This is a genomic window from Marinobacterium sp. MBR-111, assembly GCF_040547585.1.
Taxonomy (GTDB): Bacteria; Pseudomonadota; Gammaproteobacteria; order Pseudomonadales; family Balneatricaceae; genus Marinobacterium; species Marinobacterium iners.
The window spans coordinates 112,859-128,365 of sequence record NZ_JBEPQA010000009.1; the positions used below are offsets into that span (position 1 = coordinate 112,859).

Here is a 15,507-nt window from a genome sequence, read left to right on the forward strand (position 1 = left end):
CCACAACACAGGATCTGATCATGGGTTTCAAATGCGGTATTGTCGGACTTCCCAACGTCGGCAAGTCCACGCTCTTCAATGCCCTGACCAAAGCGGGCATCGACGCCGAGAACTTTCCTTTCTGCACCATCGAGCCGAATGCCGGCGTTGTTCCCATGCCGGACCCGCGCCTGAATGCACTGGCCGAGATCGTCAAGCCCGAGCGTGTTATCCCGACCACCATGGAGTTTGTGGATATTGCCGGTCTTGTTGCCGGCGCATCCAAGGGCGAAGGTCTGGGCAACAAGTTCCTGGCCAACATCCGCGAAACCGATGCCATCGCCCATGTGGTGCGTTGCTTTGAAGATGACAACGTCATCCACGTAGCCAACCGCATCCACCCGCTGGAAGATATCGAAACCATCAATATGGAGCTGGCCCTGGCCGATCTGGACTCCTGTGAGAAACAGCTGCAGCGGGTTCAGCGCAACGCCAAGGGCGGCGACAAGGAGGCGATCGCCGCCAAGGCGCTGCTGGAGAAGATGATCCCGCATCTGGCCGAAGGTTTGCCGGTGCGTGGCCTGGAACTGAGTGACGACGAGCGCAAACTGGCGCGCAGCTTCCACCTGCTGACCACCAAGCCGACCATGTACATCGCCAACGTGGCCGAGGATGGCTTTGAAAACAACCCCTACCTGGATCAGGTGAAGGAACTGGCCGCCTCCGAAGGCGCCGAAGTGGTTGCGATCTGCAACAAGCTGGAGTCCGAAATCGCCGAGCTGGAAGACGAGGAGAAACTCGAATTCCTGCAGGAGATGGGCATGGACGAGCCCGGCCTGGACCGCGTCATCCGCGCCGGCTACAGCCTGCTGGGCCTGCAGACCTACTTTACCGCCGGGGTAAAGGAAGTGCGTGCATGGACCGTCAAAATCGGTGCTACCGCGCCTCAGGCGGCCGGTGTGATCCACACCGACTTTGAAAAGGGCTTCATTCGCGCCGAAGTGATCGGCTACGACGACTTCATCGCCTACAAGGGTGAACAGGGCGCCAAGGACGCCGGCCGCTGGCGCCTGGAAGGCAAGGAGTACATCGTCAAAGACGGTGATGTGGTTCACTTCCGCTTCAACGTCTGATTCGTTTTTTTGCTTTCAAGCCGTTGACAGCGTTACGAAAACAGGGAATAATTCGCGGCCTTGAAAGCTTATGGCAATGTAGCTCAGTTGGTTAGAGCAACGCATTCATAATGCGTGGGTCGCAGGTTCGAGTCCCGCCATTGCCACCATGTTTTCGAGATTGCAGGGGTATAGCCAAGCGGTAAGGCAACGGGTTTTGATCCCGTCATGCGGAGGTTCGAATCCTCCTACCCCTGCCATTTGTGGCAATGTAGCTCAGTTGGTTAGAGCAACGCATTCATAATGCGTGGGTCGCAGGTTCGAGTCCCGCCATTGCCACTATTCTTTACAGGGGTATCGCCAAGCGGTAAGGCACTGGATTCTGATTCCAGCATGCGGAGGTTCGAATCCTCCTACCCCTGCCATCCTGCTAAATGTTTCCACTTTCCTGAGTTTTCGCATACCTGACACGGCATTTATTTGTCGTTAATATGGGACACTAAAGATCCCCCGTTTCCTCAGGTACACAATATGAGTGGTTCCACGGACGAGCTATTACATGCACTGGCCAGTCAGGCTCAACACGATGCTCGCAACATAAACCTGCTGTTTGCCGCCTGTGATGGCATCCAGATGGACCAGCTGCTGGCCACCCTCAGAACAGCTCATTTTTCGCCTCGCGGCCAATCTGTACAAGGCTCTGACGAGCTGCTGAATGTACTCAGTCAGCGCTCTTGGGACTTGCTGATCTTTGCCAGCAAGGATCACTACAGCACAGAACTGACCCCCGCCAAGGCCTTGGATCTGTTGAATCGTCTTAACCGTGACATACCGGTGATACTGCTGTCGCCAGGTCATGAATACCATGACCCAACCCACTGGCTTGGCATCGGTGTACAAGCGGTGCTTCCCGAACGCAACCACGAATTACTGCTGCTCGAACTGGACCGGGTGTACGCCCAGCTGCAAACACGTCGTGAACTGCGTAACACACAGAACCGACTGGCACAGCTACAGCAGCGCAATCAGACACTGGTAGAAAGTTCACCCTTGGCAATATGCATGCTGCATAACGGCCTGATCCTGCATGCCAACAAAAGTTTTGCCCACCTGTTCGGTTATGATAATGCTGAGCACCTGCTCGAACACTCACTGCGTCAGCTGCTTGAAGAGCGCTTCAGAGATGATCTGGATCAGATACTGCGAGAGTGCGATCACAGCAGCTCTGCATTGCAGCGCAACCTCACCGCCCAGAGACCAGACGATACCCGCTTCGAGGCCCGTTTCAGCTTCGCGCCATCCGAATACGATGGACGTCCCTGCCTTGAGGTCGAGATCATCACCGATTTCGACGCATCGGAAGAAATTTTCCGCGACATAAATCCGATCAGCGGCCTGAACAACCATCAGGCATTCATGCGTGCACTGGAAGTTGCCTGCAATAACGCCCGCCGCGGAGGGCAGGACCGCAACCTGATGCTGCTGACACTGGATCATCTGGAGGTGATTCGAACCGAAGTTGGCATTGACGGGGTTGATCTCATTTTGCGTGATATCGCCAGCATTTTGAAACAGAAAGTGAGCCGTGCCCACCTGCTGTCCCATTTGGATGACAACAGCTTTGCCATCATTCTGCACACCGCCGACCCCAACAAGGCTGTCGACATTGGAGAGCAGCTTTGCCACGCCGTCAGCAGCCATATCTGCCAAGTACAGAACACGGCCATCCACACCACCTTGTCAGTAGGCATAGTCGTCATCAACGACAGCGCTCCGACGCCAGTAAAGCTGGTTTCCCGCGCTCGCATGATGGCCGAGAGTCTGCATCACGGCAACCGGCCCGGCAATGGTGTCAGTCTGTATCAGGAAGAGAAGACGCTGCTCTCCAGCAGCGATGCCAAAATGAGCAAACGCCTGCTCAACGCGCTCAAAATGGACCGATTCCGACTTCTGTACCAGCCGGTCGTACCGCTGCGATTGGAAACGCCGACCCAGTATTACGAGGTACTGCTGCGCTTGATGAGTGACAGTGACAAGGAAATCTCTCCCAATGCCTTCATCGCCCAGGCGATAGAGCCTGAGGTACTGGTTGAGCTGGACCGCTGGGTCATCAAGCGGGCACTGTCGGAGCTGAGCAGCAAGCAAAACATTGAGAAGCGCACACACCTGCTGATCAACCTATCCGGTCCCTCGCTGCGTAGCGCAGAGCTGGTGCAGTGGCTGGGAGAAGAGCTGCGCAGAAGCCACGTACCCGCCGAATACCTGGTATTCGAAATCAGCGAAAGTGATGCTGCGGTTGATTTGATTGCGGCACGACATTTTGCCCGTGCCATTCAGCAACTGCACTGCCAGGTATGCCTGAAACATTTCGGCAGCTCACCCAACTCGGAACATGTACGCAAGGAGCTGGATTCTGAGTTTATCAAGCTGGATGGTTCCTACATTCAGGACCTGCAGAATCGCAACCTGACCATGGAATCACTGGAGGAAATGCTGGCCCCACTGAAACAGCAGAACAAGCTGATCATCGCCCCTTTGGTTGAAGAAACCCGTGTGATCAGCGACCTGTTCAGCGCCGGTGTTCATCTGGTTCAGGGGCACTATCTGCAACCCCCGCGGGAGCAGATGGATTACGATTTCTTTGAGGGATAGGAGCGTCAACGACAGCCTGCTCAGAGCAGGCTGTCGCGGTCCCGAAAACCGATCAGGTACAGAATGCCGTCCAGCCCAAGTGTCGATATTGCCTGCTTGGCACTCTGACGCACCAGCGGTTTGGCCCTGAAGGCGATCCCCAAACCAGCGATGGACAGCATCGGCAAGTCATTGGCGCCATCCCCTACGGCGATGGTCTGTTCCAGTCGCACACCTTCCTTTTCAGCAATTTCACGCAACAGCTGAGCCTTGCGCTCGCCGTTGACGATGGTACCGACCACCTCACCGGTTACCTTGCCATCGCGAATATCCAGCTCGTTGGCATACACATAGTCAAAACCGAGCTTCTGCTGCAGGAAGTGACCAAAATAGGTAAACCCACCTGACAGGATGGCGGTCTTGAAGCCCAACGCCTTCAGATGCCCCACCAGCTCAGTTGCGCCTTCAGTCAAAGGCAGGCGCTCGGCAATGCGTTCAAGAACCGAGGCATCCAGCCCTTTGAGCAGCGCCACGCGGCGGCGGAAGCTCTCGTTGAAGTCGATTTCACCTCGCATGGCGGCTTCGGTAATCTCAATCACCTGCTCACCGACACCTGCCTCTTTCGCCAGCTCATCGATTACCTCGGCCTCGATCAGAGTCGAATCCATGTCGAATACCACCAGACGCCGGTTACGACGGAAAATATCATCCTTCTGAAAGGCGATATCCACATCCATATCGCTGGCCGTCTTGAGGAACTCTTCACGCAGCGCAGCGGCATCAGCCGGTAGCCCACGCACTGAGAACTCGACGCAGGCGCGAGTCTGACGCGCACCTTCATCCTGCAGTGAGATACGCCCGGACAGACGGCTGATATTATCGATATTCAGGCCATGGTCGGCGGCAATGGCGGTCACACGTGCAATGTGCTCGGCACTGATGCGTCGTGCCAACAGAGTGATGATATGGCGCGACTTGCCCTGACCTTCGACCCAGTGTTCATAGGCCGCGTCATCCACTGGCTCAAAACGCACCAGCATGTTCATCTCATGTGCCTTGAACAGAACATCCCGCAATAGAGGAGACGACTCGGACTCTTTCGGCACCTGAATCAGGATACCCAGCGAGAGCGTGTTGTGAATGACCGCCTGGCCGATATCAAGGATATTGATATGATAGCGGGCGAGGATCCCGGTGATAGCCGAGGTCACGCCCGGACGGTCGTCACCGGAAATTGTCAGCAGGATGATTTCGTTCATCGCACCCTTCCGTTAAGTGAGGCATTGCTGGTATCACCAGCATCTGGCTGCGATTATATCAGAGCGACCGCACTCGACGCAGTGCTGTCCTGCCCTTTTAGCACGAGGAGTCATTTTGCTTGAGTCACTGCTACAGGCATTACCACTGACACCGACAAGCATTGTGGTGCTGATCGCCCTGATTGCGATGCTGGAATCTCTGGCTTTTGTCGGCCTGCTGCTGCCCGGTGTTGCCCTGCTGTTTGCATTGGCCGTCATGGCCGGCTCAGCAGGAGTGCCACCGTGGGTCTGTCTTCTGGCAGCGTTCACGGGCGCGGTGTGTGGTGATGGAATAAGCTTTCTACTGGGGCGCCATTCCGCCACACCCATCCGCCGCCTTGACTGGCTGCAAAGACACCCCGAATGGCTGCAACGGGGCGAAGCATTTTTCCGGCGCTGGGGCGGGCTCAGTATCGTCACCGGTCGGTTTGTTGGTCCGATTCGTCCTGTCATTCCGTTTGTGGCCGGCAGCTGCGGCATGCCTGGCCTGGCTTTCACCTTCTTCAACCTGATCTCGGCTTTGGGTTGGGCGCCATTGTATCTGCTGCCCGGATACTTCACCGGCCGAGGGCTCACCACCGCCTCACCTCAACTGACCCCGCTTTTCTGGTCAGCAGCTGTACTGCTGTTTACCCTGCTGCTGTTTCAACAGTTTCATCACCGACTGAAATCACATGGCAAGCTTCACACTTACTGGAGCCGAATACTCCCCGCCCCCTGGCCGCCCGGACCAACACTACTGCTGCTGTGTGCGTTGACCGCTCTTATCGGCATCACCCTTATTAACCTTGGCTCTGCAGGCGACCAGATCAATTCGGCTTTGCTCATACCCCTTCGCTCAATAGGAGACGCCTTGCCACAAACGGCACTGGTGATGACGTTGATAGGTGATATTCCACTTGTTGCCGGGCTTTCACTACTGTGTGCGCTGTTTGGGCTGATGCGTGGGGATGGCTGGCGCGGCTGTGGAGTATTTGCGGGGGTTATCGGCGTCATTCTGCTTAACCATGTACTGAAGCAACTCTTTGGCCTGCCGAGACCTGAAGGAAGCAGTCTTGCCAATTTCAGCTACCCAAGCGGGCATGCCTCAGCTGCCGCCGCGTTCTTTACTCTGACGGCCGTATGGCTGCTGCATAACAGGGATCACCAGACTCGCCATTTGGGTTATCTCTGCACCATACCCTTGATTCTGGCGGTTGCGCTGTCCCGTCCAATGCTGGGAGTGCACTGGCCCATGGACGTGATAGCGGGAGTGGCCGAAGCATTGGTGATCACAGCCATGTATCGGATATGGCTATATCACTGGCCAGCGCCAGTCAGAATACCACTGAGCTGGGCGGGGATACTGTGTGTCATCACAGGACTTTATGTGGTGCTGACATTCGACCTGGCTGCCGGGCGTTACCCCGGCAGCTGAATCAAGCATCAACCCTTGCGCTTTTGCCGCGCCTTGGGAGGGTGCTTGCGCTTCTGAGCGGCCTTGCGCTTGGTGGCAGCACCGGCGGGCTTATCCCCGCCAGTACGGCCTTCAGGCTTTTTTGAGCGACGACGCCCCTTGCTATGATCCGGCTTGCCGCGACCATCCGCGATCTGCCCCTTGGCCAGCTTTTCACGCTGACTGGTTCGCTTGGGTTGTGCAGCGGCAGGCTCTGCTGCCAGCTCAAAGTCGATCTTGCGTTCATCCAGATCCACACGCACAACTTTGACCTCAAGCTCGTCACCCAGCTTGAAGACGCGACGGGTACGATCCCCGACCAAGCGCTGCTTCGCTACTTCAAAGTGGTAGTAGTCACTGGGCAGTGAGGTAATGTGGATAAGTCCCTCGATATACAGGTCTTCCAGCTCTACAAACACACCAAAGCCGGTGACAGCTGCCACCACACCGGTAAACACTTCGCCAATCTGGCTTTGCATGTATTCACACTTGAGCCAGGCCACCACATCACGGGTGGCCTCATCAGCACGCCGTTCGGTCATGGAGCAGTGTTCACCCAGCGCCAGCATCTGCTCAAGCGAATACGGATAGCCAAATGCGGCATTGGCGGTAAACTTCTTCGGCCGCTCGACCGCCTTCGCTTTCCCATCACCGTGAATCGCACTGCGAATGGCGCGGTGAACCAACAGATCAGGATAGCGTCGTATGGGCGATGTGAAGTGCGCATAGGTCGGATAGGCCAGGCCAAAGTGGCCCAGATTTTCAGGGCTGTATACAGCCTGCTGCATCGACCTGAGCATCATGGTCTGGATAATGTGACGATCCGGCCGCCCCTTGATTGACTCGGCCAGCTTCAGGTAATCCTTTGGCTCGGGGCTGTCACCACCAGGGAGGTTAAGCCCCAGCTCACCCAGGAAGGCTCGCAGATTCTGCAGCTTCTGTGCCTTGGGCCCTTCATGGATTCGGTACAGAGCCGGTTTGCCGTACTTACCCAGAAAACGTGCGGTTGCCACGTTAGCGACCAGCATGCACTCTTCGATGATCTTGTGCGCATCGTTACGCACCACGGGAATAATCTCATCGATTTTGCGTACCTGATCAAATACGATACGCGTTTCAACGGTGTCAAAATCAATGGCTCCGCGGTCATCCCGCGCCTTGCGCAACGCCTTGTAGAGCTGATGCAGCTGCTCTACATCAGGCACTACGGCGCTGTACTGCTTGCGCAGGTTCGCACTGTCTTCATGCTCGGCATCCAACATTGCCCCTACCTTGGTGTAGGTCAGGCGCGCCTTGGAGTTGATCACCGCTTCGTAGAACTTATAACCCGACAGTTTACCGGCCCGGCTGATGGTCATCTCGCACACCATGGCCAGACGATCCACATTGGGGTTCAGCGAGCAGAGCCCGTTAGAAAGCAGTTCCGGCAGCATCGGAACCACAAACTCGGGGAAGTAGACCGAGTTGCCGCGCTTGACCGCTTCACGGTCCAGCGCCGAATCAGGGCGTACGTAGTAGGACACATCCGCAATCGCCACCCACAGACGCCAACCACCAAAGGTTTTTTTCTCACAGTAGACGGCATCGTCAAAGTCTTTGGCGTCTTCACCGTCAATGGTGACAAAAGGCAACTCGCGCAGATCGATGCGGTTCTGTTTGTCCTCTTCGCGCACTTCCGGTGTCAGCTCACCGATCTGCTGGTGCACATCCGCTGGAAACTCATCCGGGATTTCATGGTTGTGAATGGCAACCTGAATCTCCATTCCCGGCGCCATGCGATCACCCAACACTTCCACAACACGAGCGCGTGCAGGCTGCTTCCGGTTGGGATACTGGATGATCTCGGCCACTACCAGCTGACCGTCTTCATACTCCAGACCGGTAGTCGGGTCAGGGATAATCATCACCTGATTGGTGATGCGTTGATTTTCGGGGATCAGCGATCCAAAGCCACTGTGGCCATCAAACTTGCCCACCACCTTGGTAGTGCCACGCTCCAGCACTTCGACAATCTTGCCTTCGCGTCGGCCCTTGTGATCCACTCCGATGGACTGGACCAGTGCCCGGTCACCATCAAATACTTCACGCATATTGCGCGGGCTGAGGAACAGGTCATCGCCACCGGCGTCCGGCTTCAGGAAGCCAAATCCATCACGATGCCCTATCACGCGGCCGGGAATCAGATCCATCTTCTGAATCAACCCGTACTCGCCCTTGCGGTTGGAGATCAGCTGACCATCTCGACACATGGCGATTAGGCGCCGGCGAACACCTTCAACACTGTCTTCATCATCAATACCCAGCTCCCGACACAGCACGGGATGACTGATCGGGGCGCCCCACTTCTCGAGGAATTCAAGCATGAAGTCACGGCTCGGTACCGGCTGTTCATACTTTTCAGCTTCCAGCTGAAGGTTGGGGTCTTTGTCTTTCCAATTCTTGCTCATTCAGTATCCAGTTGTTTCTGTACGATCTTCTGACCGATACAGCGGCCTTTCCTTCAGAATAGACCGTCAATATGTAAAAAATAAAGCCGGCGTTGCCGGCTTTACAGATCTCAGGGAAGTTCTTCGACCTCTTCGCCCTCTTTCTTCTCGGGCGGCATCAGGTCTTCGCGACTCACCTGCATTAAAATCAGTGCATTGGCGGCCACATAAATGGAGGAGTAAGTACCCACCAGCACACCAACCAACAAAGCCAATGCGAAACTGTGAATCATTTCGCCACCAAAATAGAACAGCGCAACCAGCACCAACAACGTCGTCAATGAAGTCATCAAGGTACGACTGAGTGTCTGACTCAGTGAAGCATTCATGACCTCAATGTTGTCTTCCTTACGCATGATGCGGAAGTTCTCACGAATCCGGTCGTACACTACGATGGTATCGTTCAGCGAGTAACCGATCACGGCCAGCACGGCAGCCAGCACCGTCAAGTCAAACTCGATCTGCAGCAGCGAGAAAACACCCAGCACAATAACAACGTCATGCACCAGTGCCACTACTGCTCCCAGCGAAAATTTGAGCTGAAACCGAAAAGCAAGATAGACCATGATCATGAACAGTGCCAGCAGCATGCCCAGACCACCCTGCTCACGCAGCTCTTCGCCTACCTGAGAGCCGACAAATTCATTGCGGCGCAGCTCCACTGTTTGATCGGACTCGGCACGCAGGGCTTCCAGCACCTTGTCACCGAGCTGCGGGTCGTGATCAACCTGCAGCCGGATCAGGATATCGCGCGAGGAGCCGAAAGTTTGTACAACCGCATCCGGGAAGCCTTCTGCACTCAGCTTCTGGCGCACATCTTCCAGACTGACCGCCTGCTCATAACCGACTTCAACCAGGCTGCCACCAGTAAAGTCGAGGCCAAATTTGAGGCCATTGACCGCCAGTGATGCAATCGACACCAGCAGCAAAACTGCGGAGAACGCCAGCGCCAGCTTGCGTATCCCCATGAAATTGTAAATCTTCTTTGCCGTCGTCATGGGGGTTCCTCAGATCATCAGTTTCTTCAGCGTGCGGCCGCCATACACCAGGTTCACCAGTGCACGGGTCACCAGCAAAGCAGTGAACATGGAGGTCAGAATACCGACCGACAGCGTAACGGCGAAGCCCTTAACCGGCCCAGTACCCATGGCGAACAGGATCACGGCTGCGATCAGCGTCGTCACGTTGGCATCAAGAATGGTTGTAAAGGCACGACTGAAGCCGGCACTAATGGCGGACTGAACCGGTAGCCCATTCTTCAACTCTTCTTTTATGCGCTCAAATATCAACACGTTGGCATCTACCGCCATACCCACGGTTAACACTATACCGGCAATACCCGGCAGGGTCAGTGTCGCTGACAACAGCGACATAACCGCCATCAGCAGGACCAGGTTCAAGGTCAGCGCGATATTCGCCAGCAGACCAAACACCTTGTAGTAGACCAGCATGAATACCAGCACCAGCGCGAAGCCGATCTGCACAGACAGCGTACCCTGCTCGATGTTGGTGGCACCAAGGCTCGGACCGACCGTACGTTCCTCTACGAAGTACACTGGCGCAGCCAGCGCACCGGCGCGCAACAGCAGTGCAAGTTCAGAGGATTCCTGGGCGCTGTCCAGTCCGGTGATGCGGAACTGGTTGCCCAGCGTACTCTGAATGGTCGCCAGCGAGATGATGCTTTTCTCCGTATAGGGGATACGACGCTCAACGCGCTCACCCTCGACGGTCTGTACCAGTGTACGCTGCTTGTGCTCGACAAACAGGACTGCCATGCGGCGCTGAATCGCGTTGCGCGTCACGCGGTTCATCATCTGACCACCGGGGCCATCCAGTGTGATCGACACCTGTGGCATGCCGTTCTCGTCAAAGGCAGCCTGTGCATTGGAGACACTGGAACCGGTGATGATAATGTCCTTTTCCAGCGCCGCAGTACGGCCTGGCTGGCTGCGGAAGTCATATGTCTCGGTGAGGGCACGACTGGTGTCCGGCAATGCTTCAAGTCGGAACTCCAGGTTCGCCGTTTTGCCGATCACGCGCTTGGCAGCCGCCGCATCCTGCACACCCGGCAGCTGGACCACGATGCGATTGCGCCCCTGCCGCTGCACCAGTGGCTCAGCAACGCCCAGCTCGTTGACACGGTTACGCAGGGTCGTGAGGTTCTGCTTGATGGCGTAGTCTTCGATCTGGCGGATAGTCTCTTCAGTCAGATTGATGTAGAGAAAATAGTCCTCGCCATCGGCTGCGGCATCCACCATGAACTCGGGCCAGGTGCGACGCAACAGTCCCTGCGCCTCGTCACGCACGGCAACATCATCGAAACGGACCGACAAACGGCCGTCTTCAAGATGGTCAACCATACGATAACGCAGTTTTTCTTCACGCAGTTTGGTCTTGATCTCGCTGACATATACATCCAGTCGCTGCGCAACTGCTTGAGCCATATCCACTTCCATCAAGAAGTGCACACCACCACGCAGATCAAGGCCCAGCGTCATGGGACCGGCACCAATGGCCCGCAGCCATTCAGGTGTCGTCGGTGCCAGATTCATCGCCACGGTATAGTCGCTGCCCAGTGTCTGGGCAATCAGTTCGCGCGCTTCAAGCTGGGCATCAGAACTTCCAAGACGGATCAGGCCGACACCGCCCTCCTGCAATTCCGTTGCCTTGGCCGTCAGACCGACCTCTTCCAGGCGCTGTTCAATGGACGCCAGCGTACCCTGATCAACGGGAGCCGCATTACGGCCGGCTGACACCTGAATTGCATAGTCATCAGGATACAGATTGGGAGCTGCGTACAGGCCGGCAATCACCAGCACCAGCAGGATCAGGAAATTTTTCCACAGGGGGTAGCGGTTGAGCATCGTGCTCCATCCTCACCAAAAACGAAAGCGCCACCTGAACAGTGGCGCCGGAACACAGACGAGCGATCAGATATTCTTGATCGTGCCCTTGGGCAATTCGGCCGCAACGTGGGCCTTCTGGAACTTCAGCTCAGTGCCTTCGGATACTTCCAGTACCACGTAATCATCGCTCAGGCGCAACACCTTACCGATGATGCCACCTGCCGTGATCACTTCATCACCTTTTGCCAGACCGGCGATCAGGTTTTTGTGATCCTTGGCACGTTTGGCCTGGGGGCGCCACATGAAGAAGTAGAAAATCAGACCAAAGCCGACCAGGAACAGGATGTTAAACATACCCGGATCCATGGCGCCAGCGCCTTCAGCGTAGGCCGGAGAGATGAAAAAGCTCATTCAGGTTGTACTCCCGATTACAGTGTCAGTGATGCGTTTCAAGCCGTCAGCGGCGGCGTTTCCTGCCCCCGCTGGCGATAGAATTCGTCTACGAAGTCGCTCAATTTACCCTGTTCAATGGCGTTGCGCAAACCAGCCATCAGCTCCTGATAGTAGTGCAGGTTGTGGATGGTATTGAGCTGCGCCCCCAGGATCTCCTTGCACTTGTCCAGATGGTGCAAATAGGCGCGACTGAAGTTCTGACAGGTATAACAGCTGCAGGTTTCATCCACAGGTGCCGTATTGGTTTTATTGGCCGAATTGCGAATCTTGACGATGCCGTTGCGAGTGAACAGAAAGCCGTTGCGCGCATTGCGGGTCGGCATGACGCAGTCGAACATATCGACACCACGACGCACCCCTTCGACCAGATCTTCCGGTTTGCCCACACCCATTAGGTAACGGGGCTTGTCCTCGGGCATTTTCCACGCCAGATGGTCAAGAATGCGCACCATATCTTCCTTCGGCTCACCCACCGAGAGGCCACCGATGGCATAGCCATCGAAGCCGATTTCGGTCAGCCCGGCAAGGGACTCATCGCGCAGACTCTCGTACATGCCACCCTGGATAATCCCGAACAATGCCGAAGGGCTTTCACCGTGAGCCTTTTTGGAGCGCTCGGCCCAGCGCAGCGACATGCGCATGGAGTCGGCCGCTTCCTTTTCCGTTGCCGGATAGGGCGTGCATTCATCGAAGATCATCACGATATCGGAGCCCAGTTCACGCTGAACCTGCATCGAGCTTTCCGGCGTCATGAACACCTTGCTGCCGTTCACCGGCGACTGGAAGGTCACACCCTCTTCGGTGATCTTGCGCAGCTTGCCAAGACTGAACACCTGAAAGCCGCCGGAATCGGTCAAAATCGGCCCCTTCCACTGCATAAAGTCATGCAGATCACCGTGCTGCTGTACGATTTCGGTACCCGGACGCAGCATCAGATGGAAGGTGTTGCCCAGAATGATCTGGGCGCCGGTAGCCTCAATATCCCGCGGCAGCATGCCCTTGACGGTGCCGTATGTGCCCACCGGCATAAAAGCGGGCGTTTCAACCACACCACGGGGAAAGGTCAGACGTCCACGACGCGCCTTGCCTTCACTGGCAAGGGTCTCGAACTGCATAAAACATTCTCTGCTCACAAAGCGTCCTCATCCGCCGCATCACGGCGGGTCAAAAACATGGCATCGCCATAACTGAAAAAACGGTAACGCTCGGCCACGGCATCGGCATAGGCCTGCATGATCGACTGATGACCTGCAAAGGCACTGACCAGCATCATCAACGTCGATTCAGGCAGGTGGAAATTGGTAATCAGCCGATCCACCGTACGAAAGCGATAGCCCGGGTAGATAAAGATATCGGTATCGCCATAGAAAGGGGCGATTTCGCCGGACCGGCTCGCCGTCTCAAGACAGCGCACACTGGTCGTTCCTACCGCGACAACCTTATTGCCCCGGGCCTGAGCGGCTTTCACTGCCGCACAGGCCTCATCGGAGACTTCGATATATTCGGCGTGCATGTGGTGCTCGGCAATGGTGTCGACCTTGACCGGCTGAAAGGTGCCCGCGCCTACATGCAGGGTGACAAAGGTTTGCTCGATGCCTTTGTCCTTCAGCTGCTGCAACAACGCTTGATCAAAATGCAGCCCTGCCGTCGGAGCCGCAACGGCACCGGGCTTACGATTGTAAACGGTTTGATAACGCTCGCGGTCAGACAGCTGATCCTCACGTTTCATATAGGGCGGCAGCGGCATGTGACCGTGCCGCTCCAGCGCGGACACCAGATGGTCGTCCAGATTAGTAAATCTGAGCTGGAACAGGTTTTCCTGACGCCCCGTTACTTCGGCCTCAAGCCCGCCTTCAAACAGCAGCCGCGCACCCGGCCTGGGCGCACGACTGGCCCGAATGTGCGCCAGCGCGGTGTTTTCGGAGGTGACCCTTTCCACCAACATCTCGATCTGGCCGCCACTCTCTTTCTGCCCGAACAGCCGCGCCGGAATCACGCGGGTATCGTTAAACACCAGCAGATCGCCGGGCTGCAGCAATGTAAGAAGGTCGGTAAACTGTCGGTGGGTCCGTTCACCGGTATTGCCGTCAAGGCAGAGCAAGCGGCTGGCACTGCGCTGTTCCAGTGGATAACGCGCAATCAGCTCTTCCGGCAGCTCGAAATAGAAGTCTTTTACCTGCATGGGACTCAAACTGGAAACCTGTTGGAAAGATTGAATTCTACCTGAGTAACAGGTTTTTTTCAGTCCTGATTGACGAACCAGCAAAGACAAATATAATATGCGCCTTCACTGCAGGGGCTTCACACTTCGAAACCCCGTCGATACAGTGCCAGCGTGGTGAAATTGGTAGACACAGGGGATTCAAAATCCCCCGCCTTAACGGGTGTGCCGGTTCGAGTCCGGCCGCTGGTACCACTTAAAAGCTTTTCGTTTCAGCAAGTTACAACGCTGAAGCACTTCCCTGATAAACACCAGACATGACCACACTCGACCGAGTGTCCACAAAGTGTCCACTTTGCTTTTACCGAGCATCTCAAGCCGACTGCACACATTGCCAGTTTCCACATCTCATTGCAGAATACTTAGTTACAGGTTGGCCACACACGCTGGAGTGAAATTAGGGTTAGTCTTTTGGGATTTAAAGTTAAGGATGATGGACGTGTAGTGGTCGACCACAGCCACAACACCTTCTGTGCTACTCAAACTACGGGTAATCCAACGATTGCTCGGACGCGCTGCGGCTTAGAGGTTTGCTCTCTTTTCAAGAGGTTAGCTCACAAAAAGTCGAAAAGTAGGGCGAAAGGTGACAACTGCCCTATGATCTATGCCCTAAAAGGGAAAGAAGGGCTTTACACAACACTCTCGGATATCAAGCTGTTATACTCTGCTGCAAGACGCTTTAAAGAAAGCCACTATCGGGGATGCAAGACGAGAACTAGCTCATAAGAGAAATATTCCTTTTCGCTCTAGGTCTGCAATTGACAGTCAGCTCGCCTCTGCAGAGAAAGCAGAAGGCCTAGATTCCCCTCTCTCTCTCAAGGACATTCGTACTCGCGACAGGTGCTACATTTCCCCCGTGCAACTAACAACATCGTTACCTTCAGCGGCTAGAGGCCAAAGCATCCTGCTGGTTGATGATCTGTTCTCTACTGGTACTACACTCACCAGCGCTAGGGAAGCTGCGAATAAGTCAGCCGCATGGGATAATGCCTGCTGCACACGATTGAGGACGCACCGATGGATCAGCAACTTACATTTGCCGACAG

At 55.7% G+C, this 15,507-nt stretch carries 10 protein-coding genes and 5 tRNA genes; 8 read left to right on the forward strand and 7 right to left on the reverse strand.

The genetic code is table 11. The features are described from left to right. Positions 1-20: 20 nt before the first annotated feature. The 6 genes from ychF (at position 21) to ABIE61_RS08760 (ending at position 3,743) form a co-directional block, all read left to right on the forward strand. Positions 21-1,112 (forward strand): redox-regulated ATPase YchF, encoded by a 1,092-nt coding sequence (gene ychF / locus ABIE61_RS08735; RefSeq protein WP_354408607.1) that lies wholly within the window; start codon positions 21-23, stop codon positions 1,110-1,112. Positions 1,113-1,184: 72 nt separating this feature from the next. After that, a tRNA-Met gene (locus tag ABIE61_RS08740) sits at positions 1,185-1,261 on the forward strand. Positions 1,262-1,276: 15 nt separating this feature from the next. Then, positions 1,277-1,351 (forward strand) — tRNA-Gln (locus ABIE61_RS08745). 5 nt (positions 1,352-1,356) lie between these two features. Then, positions 1,357-1,430: transfer RNA gene (locus ABIE61_RS08750), tRNA-Met, on the forward strand. An 11-nt stretch (positions 1,431-1,441) separates the two neighbouring features. After that, positions 1,442-1,516: transfer RNA gene (locus tag ABIE61_RS08755), tRNA-Gln, on the forward strand. Between the two features lie 106 nt (positions 1,517-1,622). After that, on the forward strand, positions 1,623-3,743 hold the full coding sequence (locus ABIE61_RS08760) for an EAL domain-containing protein (protein ID WP_354408609.1): 2,121 nt from the start codon (positions 1,623-1,625) through the stop codon (positions 3,741-3,743). Between the two features lie 20 nt (positions 3,744-3,763). Here ABIE61_RS08760 and serB read toward each other — a convergent pair whose 3' ends face one another. Next, complete coding sequence (gene serB / locus ABIE61_RS08765; protein ID WP_354408610.1) at positions 3,764-4,981, reverse strand: phosphoserine phosphatase SerB; 1,218 nt, start codon at positions 4,979-4,981, stop codon at positions 3,764-3,766. A gap of 115 nt (positions 4,982-5,096) precedes the next feature. Between serB and ABIE61_RS08770 the strand changes: the two genes are divergently transcribed. Next, positions 5,097-6,437, forward strand: coding sequence for a phosphatase PAP2 family protein (locus ABIE61_RS08770; RefSeq protein ID WP_354408612.1), 1,341 nt, complete (start codon positions 5,097-5,099; stop codon positions 6,435-6,437). Positions 6,438-6,445: 8 nt separating this feature from the next. On the opposite strand, the gene rnr is transcribed toward ABIE61_RS08770, so the two are convergent. The 6 genes from rnr to queA form a co-directional block, all read right to left on the reverse strand. Next, the gene (gene rnr / locus ABIE61_RS08775) at positions 6,446-8,902 is read right to left on the reverse strand and encodes a ribonuclease R (RefSeq protein WP_354408614.1); all 2,457 of its coding nucleotides are present in this window, start codon (positions 8,900-8,902) and stop codon (positions 6,446-6,448) included. Between the two features lie 110 nt (positions 8,903-9,012). Continuing rightward, a complete protein-coding gene (gene secF, locus ABIE61_RS08780; protein ID WP_354408616.1) occupies positions 9,013-9,939 on the reverse strand; it encodes a protein translocase subunit SecF in 927 nt (308 codons plus the stop codon). 9 nt (positions 9,940-9,948) lie between these two features. Further along, the gene (gene secD / locus ABIE61_RS08785; RefSeq protein WP_354408617.1) at positions 9,949-11,805 is read right to left on the reverse strand and encodes a protein translocase subunit SecD; all 1,857 of its coding nucleotides are present in this window, start codon (positions 11,803-11,805) and stop codon (positions 9,949-9,951) included. 66 nt (positions 11,806-11,871) lie between these two features. Then, positions 11,872-12,198: a preprotein translocase subunit YajC gene (gene yajC / locus ABIE61_RS08790; protein WP_091827774.1), complete on the reverse strand. Its 327-nt coding sequence runs from the start codon at positions 12,196-12,198 to the stop codon at positions 11,872-11,874. 38 nt (positions 12,199-12,236) lie between these two features. Beyond that, positions 12,237-13,355 (reverse strand): tRNA guanosine(34) transglycosylase Tgt, encoded by a 1,119-nt coding sequence (gene tgt / locus ABIE61_RS08795; RefSeq protein ID WP_354408619.1) that lies wholly within the window; start codon positions 13,353-13,355, stop codon positions 12,237-12,239. A 14-nt stretch (positions 13,356-13,369) separates the two neighbouring features. Next, the gene (gene queA, locus ABIE61_RS08800; RefSeq protein WP_091827772.1) at positions 13,370-14,422 is read right to left on the reverse strand and encodes a tRNA preQ1(34) S-adenosylmethionine ribosyltransferase-isomerase QueA; all 1,053 of its coding nucleotides are present in this window, start codon (positions 14,420-14,422) and stop codon (positions 13,370-13,372) included. A gap of 147 nt (positions 14,423-14,569) precedes the next feature. Here queA and ABIE61_RS08805 point away from each other — a divergent pair. After that, positions 14,570-14,656, forward strand: a tRNA-Leu gene (locus ABIE61_RS08805). Positions 14,657-15,507: the final 851 nt, after the last annotated feature.

Bases quoted from the DNA above. Each gene is read 5' to 3' on its own strand.
- ychF (WP_354408607.1), top strand. From the start codon at position 21: ATGGGTTTCAAATGCGGTATTGTCGGACTTCCCAACGTCGGCAAGTCC.
- ABIE61_RS08760 (WP_354408609.1), top strand. From the start codon at position 1,623: ATGAGTGGTTCCACGGACGAGCTATTACATGCACTGGCCAGTCAGGCT.
- serB (WP_354408610.1), bottom strand. From the start codon at position 4,981: ATGAACGAAATCATCCTGCTGACAATTTCCGGTGACGACCGTCCGGGC.
- rnr (WP_354408614.1), bottom strand. From the start codon at position 8,902: ATGAGCAAGAATTGGAAAGACAAAGACCCCAACCTTCAGCTGGAAGCT.
- secF (WP_354408616.1), bottom strand. From the start codon at position 9,939: ATGACGACGGCAAAGAAGATTTACAATTTCATGGGGATACGCAAGCTG.
- secD (WP_354408617.1), bottom strand. From the start codon at position 11,805: ATGCTCAACCGCTACCCCCTGTGGAAAAATTTCCTGATCCTGCTGGTG.
- yajC (WP_091827774.1), bottom strand. From the start codon at position 12,198: ATGAGCTTTTTCATCTCTCCGGCCTACGCTGAAGGCGCTGGCGCCATG.
- tgt (WP_354408619.1), bottom strand. From the start codon at position 13,355: ATGCAGTTCGAGACCCTTGCCAGTGAAGGCAAGGCGCGTCGTGGACGT.
- queA (WP_091827772.1), bottom strand. From the start codon at position 14,422: ATGCAGGTAAAAGACTTCTATTTCGAGCTGCCGGAAGAGCTGATTGCG.